The sequence below is a fragment of the Rufibacter sp. JT3400010 genome, from assembly GCF_054956755.1.
In genome coordinates, this window is record NZ_JBUDXA010000015.1 from 12,399 (window position 1) to 27,630 (window position 15,232).

A 15,232-nucleotide genomic window follows, 5' to 3' on the forward strand; every position below is an offset into this window, starting at 1 on the left:
CGCAACGGCAGCCCCTTCTGACTTATTAATGGAGTTATAGACTAACGCGCAATGGCAATCACGAAGGACACTACGGTTAAGATAATGCCTATCATGAAAATGGTGTACGAAATACGCAGGAGCCGGTATTTGTTTTTCAGCACATCTCCCAGGTAATAAATATCGGTGATCATGTTATTGTAGAGCGCATTCTTGTCGCGCATGATGTCATGCATGCCATTCTGGAAATCTTCCAGCGGGATTTTAGTGAAGTTTCCGAAAAACAGCAGGTTAATGCGACGGCTGGTCAATTTGTTGGGGCGCAACCGGAAACTGGTCACTTCGGGCTGCGCCGAAATAATGGCTGAAATCACCGAGGCCAGCGTAGTAGCCAGCAGAATGCCCACCGGAATCATTAAGATAGGATTGCGGGTGAACTCGGCACCAATAATGGAAGATTTTGTACCCAGGTACGTGATAATGATGGACATGATAATGGCGTTCAAACTGATCATCATGTTGGCCTTATTGTCGGCAATGGCACTCAAACTGATGTGGGTGTCATAGGTGCTCTTGAACATGGTTTCTATACCACGTTTGGGCTGCGCCAAGTTCTCCCGGTTCTTCTTCTCTTTTTTCTTTTTCTTTTTGGAGAGCTCCTGCAAATGACTGCGTTGCTCCTGAATATTTTTACTGAGTTGCTTAGAAAATTTGGCTTGGGCCGGTTGCGTCCTGAAGGAGACGGAAAGCAGGAAGTCCAATTGGTATTGTGCCCATTCCAGGTCAGTGAAAGTTCGGTTCAGGTAAATCTCCCATTCCACGCGCAAGAGCTCGGCGGTAGCGAAGAACGTGTCTTTGCCAATGTTGGCAATGTCTGCGTCTACCAAAATGTCTTCCAACAGATGGTGCGTGATCTGGCCCTGTTTGGTGGCCATGATGCAGTTGATCACCTGCTCAATACGGTCCTCGGGGTATTCCTCTTCCCGCAGAAAGGCTGTGGCAATGTCTACACTTTCCTCTTCGTGGTTCGCATAGGTGGTAATGTAGCCGGTGTCATGGAACCAGGCGGCCAGCGTAAGGATCTCCAATTCTTCTGGAGGCAGCATGTACCCCTGGGCCAGTTCCCTGGCTTCTTTTACCACCTCAAACGTGTGTTTGTAGTTGTGGTAAACTAACTTCTTTGATAGTTTCTCTTTGAAAAGCGTGAACACATAGTTGCCCGCTTTCCGGATGAGATCTTCGTTTTCCATAAAGATAGGTGAGAGCGATATTGCCCGTAGCACTTGTCTAAAAGCAGCGGATAGGCTGCTTCTGTTATAGTTGAATCCAAAGGTCTACAACGCGAATATGGCCCTGAAGGTTAGCCCAATTCATTTTTGCCGGTGGCGCTCCTTTAAATTGCCCATGCCTTCTTGTATTTCAGGCTCGTTTTCAACTAACTACTTTTAAAATGGAAAATTTCTTTTGCCTTGCGTTGAGAGAGTGGTGTGTTGGTACTACTTCCTGATACAGGTTATCTTAACCAGCGTAGTCTATTTTCTTTAACAGTAATTTTCCTCTTTCTGCCGTTAAATAGTAAATAGTCATTGACTCTGCGCACCCAATAGCAGCATCAACCAAGAAACTGTTTAATATAGAAAGGGCGAATTGGTTGGTGTTTTCGTCAACGTACAAAGTAACTCCATCTGGGCATTCCTTGCTGTCGGGTTTATATTTAGTGGGGGCAGTACCAAAGGAATATTTCTTCTCAAACCTTCTGGTAGCTTGTAAAGAATCCACGTTGATTGATTTCAAGAAGTCTATCAAAACCTCTTTACTTGGCTGCGGAAAGCTTAATCTTTCTTCTACGGTCATCTGGATTGAGTCTCCCGAAACGTGAGTATTAACCTGGTTCATCAGGTCTTCTATCTGGCGGTAGTTCCCCTTTTCAATTTGCCGTTTTATCTCTAAGAGACTTGAAAGCCCGTCCTTTTGTGTCTGTTTTCTGATATCCTGCTCAAAATGGATGGCGGGGCTTTCTTTAGAGCCTTCAGCAGTAGGCGAACCATCAGAGCAACTTAAAACGACATGCAATAAGAAAGCGAAAAAGAGAAGATGAATTTTATTCATGTATTTTTGGTCAATTGGATGGGGAAGTTGTTGGCTGAAAAGAGCGGTTAAACGGTAGGTAGGAATGTTATTTATCTTGTTGCCCTTCTACTTTCAGGTACATTCAGAACACCTGCTCCTTCAACCAGCCAATCATCGCCTTCTTGTTTGACCTTGACAACTACTGTGAATTCTGGCCAATTTTTACCTTGCAAGGTGAGATATCCTTCTTTGTCAAACGCTATCAAGGTAAAACCTTTGTCAGGATAATCTTGGGCGTCAAAGATTGGATCGAATTCTAAACCTAATTCTGGATCATCTTTCCATGCTTCCTCAAGAAGGCTTCTGTGTTCTGCCTTGAAGCTTTTGGTAACGTGCTGGCTGCGGTTTAACCACTCTATGACATTTTGCTTGCGTTCATTGCAGAAATCCACATAGCTATTCATAAAGTTGAGCGCAACGGATGCACCTGGTACTTGGCTTGGGTCTATCGCTTTGGGAATAGATGTTCCTGAATTGTTTGGCCTGGCGTAATTCACTTCAACCGTTGAGGGCAACACTGGAGCTTTCTTGATAGTGGCAGCCGTACTTTCTGGTTTGTTTTCAGGCACGTTTTCCTGTGGGCTTGTTTTACCGTTGCATGAAACAAACAGCATCATTAACATCAGTAATAAAGTAGATATCATCGTGTATTCTGCTGCATTAGGCGCAACTACTGCCCAGCCAATATACCACAATTACCAAGAAAGTTAAGTTGGAATTTGGGGTCTCCTGTCCTGCTGATGTAGCTTTCCTCCAAGGACCGTTTCAAGACTGATTTTCTGAAACCAATTCTAAAACAGCTTCTTGCTACCTTCTGTGGCAGAGAAGAATCAGCGAAGAAAAGTCTGTGGATGGGTTCATTTACAACTTGCGCCCTAGGAGTGAATATTCTGCAAAAGCTATTTAACAGCGGTTGGGATAATCCCTGAAGCCCAGACTCCGTATAAGGAGCAATTTTGCGTCTCTCATTTTTCCAGCACACCTCTTGTTTTGCAGTACGTGCCCGCAGAAGTAGAAAGCTTTGCACCTATCGTTCATGAAGAAAAAATACGTTTTACTCCTTTTGCCGCTTATTATTTTAGGATTGGTGCAGGCTTGTACCACCTCTAAACCTTACTATAACCGCAATGTCCTGAACTGGCAGGAACAAACGCCCAAAGACACTTCTGAGATTGTGTACAGCGTCTTTCTGATAGGAGATGCCGGTGCCCCACTCACCGACAAGCCAGATCCCACCTTAATGCACCTCAAGTCCCAGATTGACCGGGCTGGTGAGAAAAGCACTGTGGTGTACCTGGGAGACAACATCTACCACAACGGATTGCCCGAACCAGATGCCTATGACCGTAAAACGGCCGAGGACCGCATGAAGGCGCAGTTAGACATCCTCAAAGGGTACAAAGGCGAAAAGTACATGATCCCGGGTAACCACGACTGGGGCGGCGGAAGCGGCACCCCAGATGGCTGGAATGCCGTGGTGCGTGAAGAACGTTTTGTGGAAGAATACCTCGCAGACAGCAACATTGTGGTGGGAACTGATTTCTATGTGCCCGGCAATGGTTGCCCCGGACCCTTTGAGGTATTGGTGGAGGAAGAAATCGTCTTGATTGCGCTGGATTCCCACTGGTGGCTGCACCCCTATGACAAGCCCTACGGCGACGAAAGCCCTTGTGGGGTAGTCAATGAAGTAGACGTGCTGGTGCAGCTAGAAGACATCATAGAAAAGAACAAAGACAAAAACATTGTAGTGGTGGGGCACCATCCGCTGTTCAGTAACGGTATACATGGCGGGTATTTCACGCTTACAGACCATTTGTTTCCGCTCACTATCCTTAGAAAAGGCTGGGTATTGCCGCTGCCCATTATCGGGTCCATCTATCCGCTGGCCCGTAAGTACGGCGGTATTGCCCAGGACATTCCGCACCCCAGTTACCAGGCCTACATTAACGGGTTGCTGAACATCTTCAATAAGTATGACAACATAGTGTACGCGGCAGGGCATGAGCATAACCTCCAGTACTTCAAAGAAGGCAAGTTGCCGCACATTGTGAGTGGGGCCGGTTGTAAGACGCAGCACGTGAAAAATGGAGGAGATGCCCTGTACGCCGAAAAATCGCAGGGATACGCCAGAATCAACTATTACAAGAATGGAGAAGCATGGGTAGAATTCTGGGCGAAGAACGATGACGATGAACCGGCTCGCATGTCCTTCAGAACCCCCATGTACGCCAAAACCAAGCCAGAGGCCGAGCAGGTTGCCGTCTCTACCGAAGATTACAGAGACAGCACCATAACGGTGGCAGCCAACGTTTCTTACGGCGCGGGCAGCTTCAAGAACGGCTTACTGGGCAACCATTACCGGCGCGAGTGGCTGACTCCGGTCACCCTTCCCGTGCTTGATTTACAACGCGAAAAAGGCGGCTTGGTACCTTACCAGAAAGGCGGCGGAAAGCAGACCTCTTCCTTGAAACTACGCAATGAAGAAGGACGCGAGTACACACTGCGGTCGGTGAACAAAGACCCTACCAATGTGTTACCCGAAGCTTTACAGGAAACCTTCGCCCGTGATTTGTTGCAGGACCAGATCTCGGCGCAGCATCCGTACGGGGCGCTCATTGCCGCCCAGTTGGCAGAAGCCGCCGGGGTGTACCACACCAACCCCAAACTGGTGTATGTACCTAGTGACCCGCGCCTGCGCCAGTACCTGGATGAGTTCGGCAACACCGTGGGCTTTCTGGAAGAAGATGCTGACGAAGACCACTCAGACGTAGCCAGCCTGGGGAACGCCACCAACATCATAGGCACTGAGAAATTGCTGGAACGCAAGCGCAACGACCATGACAACCAAATAGTGGAAACGGAGTTTGCCCGGGCGCGCCTCCTGGACATGTTCATCGGCGACTGGGACCGGCACGAGGGCCAATGGCGCTGGGTGGAAACCAAGTCCGGTGATGATAACAGAACCTATAGACCCGTACCCGAAGACCGTGACATTGCTTTCTTCAAGGCAGATGGCCTTATTCCCTGGTTGGTGAGCAGGAGGTGGGCCGTGCGCAATTTCCAGCATTTCGGGAAAGATTACGGCGACTACAAAGGGCTCAACCTGACCGCCCTTACCGTAGACCGCACGTTTCTGTCCAGCGTGACGCGGGCACAGTGGATAGCCATGGCCAATGAGGTGAAAGCCTCCCTCACCGATTCTGCCATTGAAGCAGCCGTGCGGCAGATGCCCCCGGAAGTATTTCCTATTTCCGGCCCAGAACTCATCTCCAAACTGAAGTCCAGAAGGGAACTGTTGCCGCAGGTAGCCGAGAAGTATTACCTGCACTTAGCCGAGGACGTGGACATTGCCGGGTCAGACAAACGCGAGAAGTTTGAGGTGCGCCGTATCTCAGATGATGAAACCGAGGTGACCATGCGCAAGATCAACAAAGAGGGCCGCGTGTCTAAGGTGTTGTACAAACGTCTGTTCCTGAATAAAGAAACCGAAGAAATCAGGTTGTACGGCCTGGGCGGCGATGACGTGTTTGAGGTAACAGGCAATGTGAAAAGAAGCCCCATGCTCAGGATTATTGGCGGCGAGGGTAATGATTCCATTTCAGATCAATCCTTTGTGAAAGGGGCGGTGCGCAAAACCAAAGTCTATGATTTCACCGGCGAGAAAAACGTGCTGGCGCTTAGCCCAGAGGCCGAAGATAAAACCGAGGCCTTTGAAGAAGTAAACCTCTATGACCGCGACAACTACAAAATCCCTTACTTCGGGCCGCGTTTGTCTGTAGAGTATAACGTAGATGATGGTCTGTTCCTGGGCGGTGGGGTCGTGTACCGCAACCACAAGTTCCGGAAACAGCCGTACGCCTCTCAGCATTACCTGCGGGCCAATTACGCGTTTGCTACCAAGGCCTACAACATCAGGTATGACTCAGAATTCAAGCAGATCCTCAATGACAACCTGGATCTGGGGGTGAAAGCCGCCATTTACGGGCCGCAGTACCAGATCAACTACTTCGGGCTGGGTAATGAGACCATAGAGAACCGCGACATTGATGATTTCCACTTAAGAATAGCCCGCATGGTGGTTTCGCCCACCATCAATACCAGTTTCACCCATTTTGTGCGCATGGGCATTGGGCCATTCTATGACCGCTTTGAAATTCAGCGCGAATCAGGAGCCTTTGTGAGAGAGACCTTGCCGGAAGATGAGTTCGGCATGGAGCAGTTCACGGGGGTAAGGGGCTTCCTGAACCTGCAGGCGGTAAGCACGCCCATTAACCCGCGCATTGGCCTCAAATGGTTGAACGAGTTCTCGTATAACCGCCAACTAGGCGCAGAGAAGCGGAACTTTGGCCGCCTCAGCTCAGAATTCATGTTCTACATTGGACCGCGTCTGCCGTTCCAGTTGACCTTGGCCGCCCGGTTTGGCGGTGCCCACAACATAGGCGATTTCCCGTTCTACCAGGCCAATACCCTGGGCGGACTCACCAACCTGAGAGGTTACCGCCGTACCCGTTTCGCCGGGCGCAGCTCGCTCTACCAGAACACCGAGGTACGAGTGGAGGTCTTCAAGTTCAACGTGTACCTGTTTCCGGGTAAGTTTGGGATAATGGGTTTGGTAGACCACGGCCGCGTCTGGACCGATGGGGAAGACTCCAACAAAATACACCGCGGCGTGGGCGGCGGTATCTGGATTGACGTACTCAAGCAGGCCGTGGTAAATGCCACCTATTCTGTGGGCGAAGAAGACAAACTCTTCAATGTGAACTTCGGATTCTTGTTTTAACAGGTTGCACCTTCATTATTTACAAAACGCTTGCCGGGCATGAAAAAGCTTTTAATTCTGTTGGGGATATTGATTCTGTTGCACGCGTGGGAGCAGGTAAACGCACAAGGTCTTTTCAGTGATTCAGTAAGAGCGGCGCAGGCAGCCACAGACCCGCAGGAACTGGCCAACCCCTCGGTTATAGGCATGGGCAAAAGCAAGGGGCTGATTATAAGGTATGAGCGGCTGCCTCGGTTTGGGATGCATTCCCGGGGCCAGCAGAGCACCGTGGAAGATGCCCGGGCAGATGTGCTCAGAAGCAATCGGTTTGAGTTCAAGGGGTACGCGCCATTGGTGAACAATCCGCACTTCAAGCTGGTGTTTGGGGCCGGGTACTTTCTGGAGGAATTCAACTACAAAGAACCCGCTACGCAGCAATACCCGTTGTACCAACGCCTTCAGGACAAAAACCTGCGCTCACTGGACGGGCAGTTGGTCATGTTGCGGCCCATCAACTACCAAAACTTTATCATCTTCCGGGTAAAAGGTGAGCTGAACGGCGATTACGGAAAGTACAAAGACATAAGCCTGACTCGGTACCTGAGAACCTCCATGGAGGCTATTTACGGCTGGAAGAAAAGCCCTTACTTTTCCTTTGGGGTGGGCGTGCAACTGGGCTATGCCTTCGGCCGACAGACTTTTTATCCCGCCCTTTTGTATAACCGCACCTTTAATGACCAATGGGGCGTGGAAGCCATCTTTCCGGCTAATGTCACGTTCAGGCGTAATTTCTCTGAGAAGTCGCTGCTCTACATGGGCTACAAGATTGAAGGGGCCACGTACAACATCAACATAAACACAGAGCCTTTCAACCAATATGAAACCGTGGAGCTTCGCAAATCAGAGCTGAAAGCAAGGCTGCGGTGGGACCGCGAAATCTATGATTTCCTGTGGTTCGCGCTGGAGTCTGGGTACCGTTACAACCACCGGTTTAACCTGTATGACGGCCGTCAGCGCACTGCCACCCCTTTGATTGAAACGCACATCAAAGATGCGGTTTACTTTAACGTGGAACTGTTCCTGGTGCCGCCCCGCCGATTCCTGAAGCAGTAGCGTGTTGTGGTTTCAGGCCTGTTTTAAGTAAAATAGCCTCTAAACGTTTCTGTAAAGGTTTAAAAGATGAAGCCCGCCACAGAGAATGTGGCGGGCTTCATCTTTTAAAGGAATAAACTAGAGCAGAATACTCGCCCGCGTCCCGCGAGTGTGAGCTACCTGCGACGTTCCGCCGCTTTGGATATGTTTATTCGAAACGAGCTAAGAAACGGCCAGAGGCTGAAGGTAGCTCACGCTCGCGAGACGCGAGCGAATGGTATTTAGCAGGCACAGACATTGTCTTCCATAGTTTGGCAGATTCCTGCTACACTTTGATGTCTGCAGGAGTCACTTCTAGGCCGCTTTGGACTGCCATTTGCTTGAGGTAGTCATACGTGGCATACTGGGCGTGCATGGAAACGGAAGCCTCTTCAGAAGCCCAGTACTGGTTGTCTGACAGGCGCGATTTATGGTTGTCTCGCATGTGCAAGTCCAGCACGTGGCGGATTTCTTGGCGCAGGGTAGGGTTGTAGATGGGGAACGCTACTTCCACCCGGCGGCTAAGGTTCCGGTTCATCCAGTCAGCGGAGGCGACATAGACTTTCTCCTCGCCCCCGTTCCCGAACACATAGATGCGGCCGTGCTCCAGGTAGCGGTCTACAATGCTGCGCACAGAGATGTTTTCGCTCAGGCCGGGTACGCCCGGGATGAGCGTGCAGATGCCACGCACCAACAACTCAATCTTCACGCCCGCCTGGCTGGCCTCATACAACTGCTTAATCATGCGGCTGTCTTGCAGGGCGTTCATCTTGGCAATAAGGTACGCCGGTTTGCCTTCCTGGGCCAGTTTCATCTCGTGCTGAATGAGCGCATTCAAGCCGTCGCGCAGGTTGAACGGGGCTACCAAGAGGTGCTCAAACGTGAGGTTCCGTTCGCCTTCTACCAGAAAGTGGAAGACCTTGCTTAACTCACTGGTGAGGCGTTCATCTGTAGTGAAGAGCGCGTGGTCTGTGTAGATGCGGGACGTTTTCTCATTGTAATTACCAGTGCTCAGGTAACCGTATTGCACAGACTTGCCGTTTTCCTGGCGCGTAACCAAGGCAATCTTGCTGTGTACTTTCAGGTCTGGCACGCCGTAGATGACGTTGGCTCCAGCTTTCTCCAGTTTGTTTCCCCAGTAAATATTGGATTCTTCGTCAAAACGAGCTTTCAGTTCCACTACCACCGTCACTAGTTTGCCGTGTTCGGCGGCCTTGATTAAGGCTTTGGCCACTTTTGATTTATCGGCTACGCGGTACAGGGTGACACTGATGCTGGTCACCGCCGGGTCATCGGCGGCTTCGTCAAAGAACCGGAGGGCGTAGTCAAACTTTTGGTACGGGTAGTGTACCATGATTTCCTGTTCTTGCATGGCGGCCAGAATGCTGGGGGCTTTCTCCAGCACAGGGTGCGGCAACGGGGGCTGCGGCTCATAGTAAAGCCCGGGAAGCGTAAACTTGGGAAACCCGAAAAAGTCCCGAAAGTTGTGGAAACGGCTGCCTTCTACCAGTTCATCTGTGGTGATGCCAATGCGGTCCAGCAGGGCGTGCAGCATGGGTTCCGGGGTTTCAGGGTCATACAGCAGGCGGCTGGGGTGGCCGGTTTCGCGTTTCTTGAGGCTTTTCTTGATTTTGGCCATTAAATTGCCCGACACTTCTTCCTCAATGTCCAGTTCGGCGTCGCGGGAGAGTTTGATGGCGTAGGCGTCCACTTCGGCAAAGCCGGGAAACAGTTCTGCTAAACCTACCCTAATCACATCATCCAGCAGCATTACGTAATGCTCGCCCTGCTCCACGGGCAACTGCACAAACCGGCTGCCGTGTTTTTGGGTAGGAATCTCCAGAAGGGCGTATTGTTCGGGCCCCTCCTTCGGCGTAAGCCGAACGATGAAGTATACCACCTGGTCTTTGAGGAAAAGCGGGCTGGGGTTGGTGCTGAAAATAATGGGCACCAGCAACGGCTTCACCTGATGCCGGAAATAGTCAAGCGCCATCTGGTGCTGACCGTCTGTGCATTCGCTTTCATCAATGAGGTGAATGTGCGCCTGGCGGAGCTCAGGAAGCAACTCATTTCGGTAAACCTGGCCAAATTCTGCCTGCTGCCGCGTTACCTCGGCAATGATTTCCTCCAGTTCCGGTGACGGGTCGTCTTCCAGTTTGTCGCGGGTTTTCTTTTTCAGCTTTACCAGGCGGCGCATGGTGGCCACCCGTACTTTGAAATACTCGTCCAGGTTAGAGGAGAAAATTGCCAGGAAATTGAGGCGTTCCAGCAGCGGAACCCGCGGGTCTTTGGCTTCCTGGAGCACCCGGTAATTAAAAGCCAGCCAACTCAGCTCCCGGCTGATAAGCGGGACATCTTGGTGAGAAGCGCTGGCCTGTGAAGATTCAGTTAAATCAATATTATCTTTTGAGGCCATTCTGGTTTGGTTTTGCGCGGCAATACAGCCCCGCCTTAGCGATAGTTCTTAGGGAAATCAAAGAAAAGCAGCCTGGCATTGTCTGGGGAAATCTGCCCCCAATAGTTGCAGTCAAAGCTGATGCCTACTATACCGCCCGTAGGCAGGTTGTCAATGCTTTTCTCTGTACTCAGCCGGTTGGCTAGTTCTGTGAGCGTAGGGTTATGGCCTACCAGCATAACGTGGTTGTATTCATCTGGCAAGGCTTGGGCAAAAATGAGCAGGTCATCTGGGGAGATGAGGTAGAGCTCTTCCTGGGCGCCTATTTTCTCTGTGGGCACCTTTAGCTCTTTGGCCACCAACGTGGCGGTGGTGATGGCGCGTACCGCTGAACTGGAGATAATCAAGTCCAGCTTTATTTCCCTTTCTACCAATTCCTGACCCATAAGGATAGCGTCTGTGCGACCCCTTTTGTTTAAAGGCCGGTCATGGTCACTGAGCTCCTCATATTTCCTGCTGGATTTGGCGTGGCGTAATAGATATAGTGTTTTCATCTCGCGTTCAGTAAACATGAAAGCCACAACTGAGGTGCAGCTGTGGCTTTCATGTTTACTGAATGAACCCTAAAATGGTTGTGCCGGAAGAATGGTCTGTTTTTGTATTCTTTCCGGAAAACCAGCCGTTTTTCACGTGGATGATTCCCGATGCATGCTTTACTAAAACAAAGGTCCGTTTCAGGCCTGTTTTACAGAAAACAGGACTAATACTGCTCTGTCTGCGGGGCATTGTTGGGGTACCGCTCATAGTGGATTTTGGAAACCTGCTCCAGCAGTACCTGGCGTAACTCATCTATGTTGGTGCGGGTGGCCGCCGAGATAAAGATAGCCGGTGTGTGCTGCTTGGCCATGTAAGACGATCTCAGTTCGTTGATGTCTGGCAAGGCCTCTGGGTTGTCTTCTTTCAGTTCCTGTTCGCGCTGTTGCAGGTAGAGATCGGTTTTGTTGAAGACCAGAATCACCGGCTTGTCCGCTGAATGGATGTCTTTCAAGGTGTTATTCACTACGGCAATGTGCTCCTCAAACGAAGGGTGCGACACGTCTACCACGTGCAGCAGCAGATCAGACTCGCGTATTTCATCCAGCGTGGACTTGAAGCTTTCTATCAGTTTGGTAGGCAGTTTTCTGATGAACCCAACCGTGTCTGAGAGCAGCAGCGGAATGTTCTCAATCACCATTTTGCGCACGGTGGCATCTACGGTGGCAAACAGTTTGTTTTCGGCGAAGACGTCTGCTTTGGTGAGCACGTTCATGATGGTAGATTTGCCCACGTTGGTATACCCCACCAAAGAAACGCGCACAATGCCTGAGCGGGACTTGCGTTGCTCAAAGTTCTGCTTCTCAAATTTCTCCAACCTATCATTGAGCAACGAGATTTTATCGCGCACAATCCGTCTATCGGTCTCAATCTCGGTTTCACCTGGTCCGCGCATGGCCACGCCCCCACCTTTCTGGCGGCTTAAGTGAGTCCACATGTTGGTTAGGCGGGGTAAGAGGTAGCGGTACTGCGCCAGTTCTACCTGGGCACGCGCCGTGGCGGTTTGGGCTCTTAGAGCGAAGATGTCCAAGATGAGCAAACTGCGGTCAATGATTTTGACTTCCAGCTCGCGCTCCAGGTTGCGCACCTGTGACGGGGAAAGGTCATCGTCAAAAATGACCATGTCTACCTTATGTTCCTTCACGTAGGCCACAATCTCTTCCAGTTTTCCTTTGCCCACGTAGGTTTTGGAGTCTGGTTTGTCTAGTTTCTGCACGAAGCGCTTCAGGGTTCTGGCGCCTACGGTTTCGGTCAGAAAGGCGAGTTCGTCCAGGTACTCTTTGGTTTTTTCGTCGGTCTGCTTGTATTCAGGAACGGCCACCAGTACGGCGGTTTCCTGTTCTTTGGCAGTAATATGGAGTTGGTTCTTCATGTAATTTTACTTTTTAAGCAAGGTGGAGTAGAGCGCCAGCAGCTCTATTTCCTGTTCAGAGAGTTGGGAACTGTAGCCGGGCATCAGGCCGCGACCGTTGGCAATCACCTCGCGGCGCTCTGCCACGTTTAAGGTGCTTTTTTGCAGGTTTACGGCCCCACTGGCTCCTTTCTGTCCGTCTTCGCCGTGGCAATTGGCACACAGCGCCGTGTAAATGGCTTTGGTGTTTTCCAACTGCGTTCCTTCCAACTGGGCTAAAATGGGGTGGCTGGCCTTTCCGGGGTGGGGAGAGGCCGTACCCACTTTCCCGTTAGGAGAAACGGCAACGGCTTCGCCTTTATCAGCACGTATTTTCAGGCTTTTGGTTTCGGCTATGCCGTACACGTACCCGAAAATAAGTACTACTACGGCGGTTAAAAGTTTGCTGTGCCGCTTAAGCCCCACAATGGCCAGCGGAATGGCCGCTAACACCAGCACTACTTTCACCAGCAGCCAGGCAGGCAACGGCCCGTTGTAGTTAAATGCCAGATACCCACCAGAAACCAGAATAAGCGCGCCAAACACAATGTCCAGCATTTTGGTGGAGGCGCGGGTCTTGTCCAAGTTTTTAGGCTTGTTGAGGAAAAGCAGAAACGCCTTTACCAGAAACAAGATTAGGAACAGGATTACTACCAGAACATGAATGTGTAAGAAAGCGGTGGTCATGGTGGTATTGGGTAGAAAGCAGGGCAAAGTAAACACAAAGAGATTTAAAACCGATAAACCGGTGCAGATTCTGTCTGCCGGTGCGGGTTGCTGCCAAATCTGCTGCTATCTTTGTTTTTTGCTTTATTGTACCCCATGCGCATTGCTATTGTTATCAACAAGTCCTGGAATATCTTCAACTTTCGCCTCAGCCTGGTCAAAGCTTTGATGGCCGCCGGGCATGACGTAGTGGCCATTGCCCCCGAAGATGCTTATTCACAGAAACTAGTGGCGGAAGGTTGTCAATTTGTGGCGTTGCCGATGGAAAGCAAAGGTACCAACCCGCTCAAAGACATGCTGCTGGTGGGTAAATTCCTGAAGGCTTACAAAAGCGTAAAGCCCGATGTGATCCTGCAATACACCATCAAACCCAACATTTACGGCTCTATTGCGGCACGCTTGGCGGGCATTCCTACCATCAATAACGTGTCTGGCCTAGGAACGGTATTTATTGTGCAGAACCTGGTGTCCAAAATCGCGATGGCGCTGTACCGGTTTTCCTTCCAGTTTCCGGCCAAAGTCTTTTTCCAGAACTCAGACGACAAAGCCCTGTTCTTAGACCGGAAACTGGTGCGCGAATCCATCACCGAAGTCATTCCCGGCTCGGGCATTGATACCAAAAGATATAAACCGGCTGCTACCTTTCAACGCCAGAATCCCTTCGTATTTCTGATGGTTTCGCGAGCGCTGTATGAAAAAGGCTTAGTGGAGTACGTAGAGGCCTCTAAAATCCTGAAAGCCAAATACCCCGAGCTACGCATTCAATTGCTGGGCGGCATTGACGAGGAAGGCAACATTGGCGTGAAGCGGGTGCTGGTGGAACAGTGGGCCAACGACGGCTGGCTCGAATACCTGGGCACCTCAGATAACGTAGCCAGCGTAATGCATGCCGCAGACTGTGTAGTGCTGCCCTCTTACCGCGAAGGCACGCCCCGCACCTTGCTAGAAGCCGCTGCCTTAGCCAAACCCATTGTGACCACCAACGTGCCTGGCTGCAAAGAAACTGTGGTTCACTGCTACAACGGCTATCTCTGCGACGTACGCAGCGCTACCGATCTGGCCGCTAAAATGGAGCAACTCTATCTGCTTTCTGACACTGCCCTACAAACCATGGGTCAAAACAGCCGCCGCCTGGCCGAAGAAAAATTTGATGAGAAGTTCGTGATAGACCGTTATTTTGCAGCCATCAAAGAAGCAACCGGTAAATAAAATAGATTTGAAAATTTGAAGATGAGGAGATTTAAAGATTGTAAATCAATTCTCGTCATTCCTTAATTCTATATTCTCTCAATCATTCAATCAGACATTCAGTCCATTAGATATGCAAGTAAAGAACTACCCAATTGCGGGAGTAGTGGAAATCACACCCAGAATTTTTACCGATGAGCGTGGTGCTTTCCTGGAGACATTCAGTGCCCGTTTACTGGCCGAGGCTGGTATCACCGAAGCCTTTGTGCAAGACAACCTCTCCATCTCCAAAAAAGGCGTGCTCCGCGGATTGCACTTCCAAAAACCACCCTTCGCGCAGGCGAAACTGGTAAGCGTGACCGTAGGAAGAGCCTTAGACGTGGCCGTAGATATCCGTAAAGATTCGCCTACGTATGGCCAACACGTTACCTGTGTATTGGATGCCGAAAAACGGAACTCGTTCTTTATTCCCGTAGGGTTTGCGCACGGCTTTGTGGCCTTAGAAGAAGGCACCATTTTCCAGTACAAATGCAGCAATTACTATGACAAAGCCTCTGAAGGAGGATTGCTCTGGAATGATGCTACCCTCAACATTAACTGGGGAATTGATAATCCCCTGGTGTCTGAAAAAGACGAAATCCTCCCTACGTTGGAAGGCTTCGATTCTCCTTTCTAAGTATTGATTCTACTAAAACTTCAAGCCTCACAGGTCTTCAAGACTTGTGAGGCTTTTTTATTTCCCGTTTTGAAGCTTGTTTCCAGAAAACAGGTGTGAAACGCAGTTGCTGGCGTGCCTACTTTACGAGTATCCCTATCCCATTTCGGCCTCATCAAGGAGCAATCTATTCCAGCAGCAACCTTCGCCAGAAGCCACATCCAAGTCTAAATCTACTATCAGTTTCAATCCTGTTTTAGAAAAAAGAAGCAAAAACAGGAAGTG

Annotated in this window: 11 protein-coding genes; 4 read left to right on the forward strand and 7 right to left on the reverse strand. The window is 50.2% G+C overall.

Annotated elements, in window-relative coordinates; all coding sequences use genetic code 11:
• Nucleotides 1-41 precede the first annotated feature (41 nt).
• From ACY0JR_RS14040 to ACY0JR_RS14050, 3 genes are all read right to left on the reverse strand, one after another.
• Nucleotides 42-1,229 (reverse strand): Pycsar system effector family protein, encoded by a 1,188-nt coding sequence (locus ACY0JR_RS14040; protein ID WP_462634731.1) that lies wholly within the window; start codon nucleotides 1,227-1,229, stop codon nucleotides 42-44.
• Nucleotides 1,230-1,497: 268 nt separating this feature from the next.
• A complete protein-coding gene (locus ACY0JR_RS14045) occupies nucleotides 1,498-2,088 on the reverse strand; it encodes a hypothetical protein (RefSeq protein WP_462634732.1) in 591 nt (196 codons plus the stop codon).
• Between the two features lie 71 nt (nucleotides 2,089-2,159).
• The gene (locus ACY0JR_RS14050; protein WP_462634733.1) at nucleotides 2,160-2,753 is read right to left on the reverse strand and encodes a hypothetical protein; all 594 of its coding nucleotides are present in this window, start codon (nucleotides 2,751-2,753) and stop codon (nucleotides 2,160-2,162) included.
• Nucleotides 2,754-3,145: 392 nt separating this feature from the next.
• Here ACY0JR_RS14050 and ACY0JR_RS14055 point away from each other — a divergent pair, with 392 nt between their 5' ends.
• A complete protein-coding gene (locus tag ACY0JR_RS14055) occupies nucleotides 3,146-6,889 on the forward strand; it encodes a metallophosphoesterase (protein WP_462634734.1) in 3,744 nt (1,247 codons plus the stop codon).
• A 39-nt stretch (nucleotides 6,890-6,928) separates the two neighbouring features.
• Complete coding sequence (locus ACY0JR_RS14060; RefSeq protein ID WP_462634735.1) at nucleotides 6,929-7,981, forward strand: DUF6268 family outer membrane beta-barrel protein; 1,053 nt, start codon at nucleotides 6,929-6,931, stop codon at nucleotides 7,979-7,981.
• 304 nt (nucleotides 7,982-8,285) lie between these two features.
• Here ACY0JR_RS14060 and ppk1 read toward each other — a convergent pair whose 3' ends face one another.
• From ppk1 to ACY0JR_RS14080, 4 genes are all read right to left on the reverse strand, one after another.
• The gene (gene ppk1 / locus ACY0JR_RS14065) at nucleotides 8,286-10,415 is read right to left on the reverse strand and encodes a polyphosphate kinase 1 (RefSeq protein WP_462634736.1); all 2,130 of its coding nucleotides are present in this window, start codon (nucleotides 10,413-10,415) and stop codon (nucleotides 8,286-8,288) included.
• A 35-nt stretch (nucleotides 10,416-10,450) separates the two neighbouring features.
• Entirely contained in the window at nucleotides 10,451-10,948 is a 498-nt protein-coding gene (locus ACY0JR_RS14070; protein ID WP_462634737.1) for a SixA phosphatase family protein, read from the reverse strand.
• A 206-nt stretch (nucleotides 10,949-11,154) separates the two neighbouring features.
• Nucleotides 11,155-12,360, reverse strand: a complete 1,206-nt coding sequence (gene hflX / locus ACY0JR_RS14075; protein WP_462634738.1) for a GTPase HflX — start codon at nucleotides 12,358-12,360, stop codon at nucleotides 11,155-11,157.
• Nucleotides 12,361-12,366: 6 nt separating this feature from the next.
• Nucleotides 12,367-13,065, reverse strand: coding sequence for a SirB2 family protein (locus ACY0JR_RS14080; RefSeq protein ID WP_462634739.1), 699 nt, complete (start codon nucleotides 13,063-13,065; stop codon nucleotides 12,367-12,369).
• A 135-nt stretch (nucleotides 13,066-13,200) separates the two neighbouring features.
• Between ACY0JR_RS14080 and ACY0JR_RS14085 the strand changes: the two genes are divergently transcribed.
• Both ACY0JR_RS14085 and rfbC read left to right on the forward strand, forming a co-directional pair.
• Nucleotides 13,201-14,313 carry a glycosyltransferase family 4 protein gene (locus tag ACY0JR_RS14085; RefSeq protein WP_462634740.1) on the forward strand — a complete coding sequence of 371 codons (1,113 nt, stop codon included), beginning with the start codon at nucleotides 13,201-13,203 and terminating at the stop codon, nucleotides 14,311-14,313.
• A 112-nt stretch (nucleotides 14,314-14,425) separates the two neighbouring features.
• Nucleotides 14,426-14,968 carry a dTDP-4-dehydrorhamnose 3,5-epimerase gene (gene rfbC, locus ACY0JR_RS14090; protein ID WP_462634741.1) on the forward strand — a complete coding sequence of 181 codons (543 nt, stop codon included), beginning with the start codon at nucleotides 14,426-14,428 and terminating at the stop codon, nucleotides 14,966-14,968.
• Nucleotides 14,969-15,232: the final 264 nt, after the last annotated feature.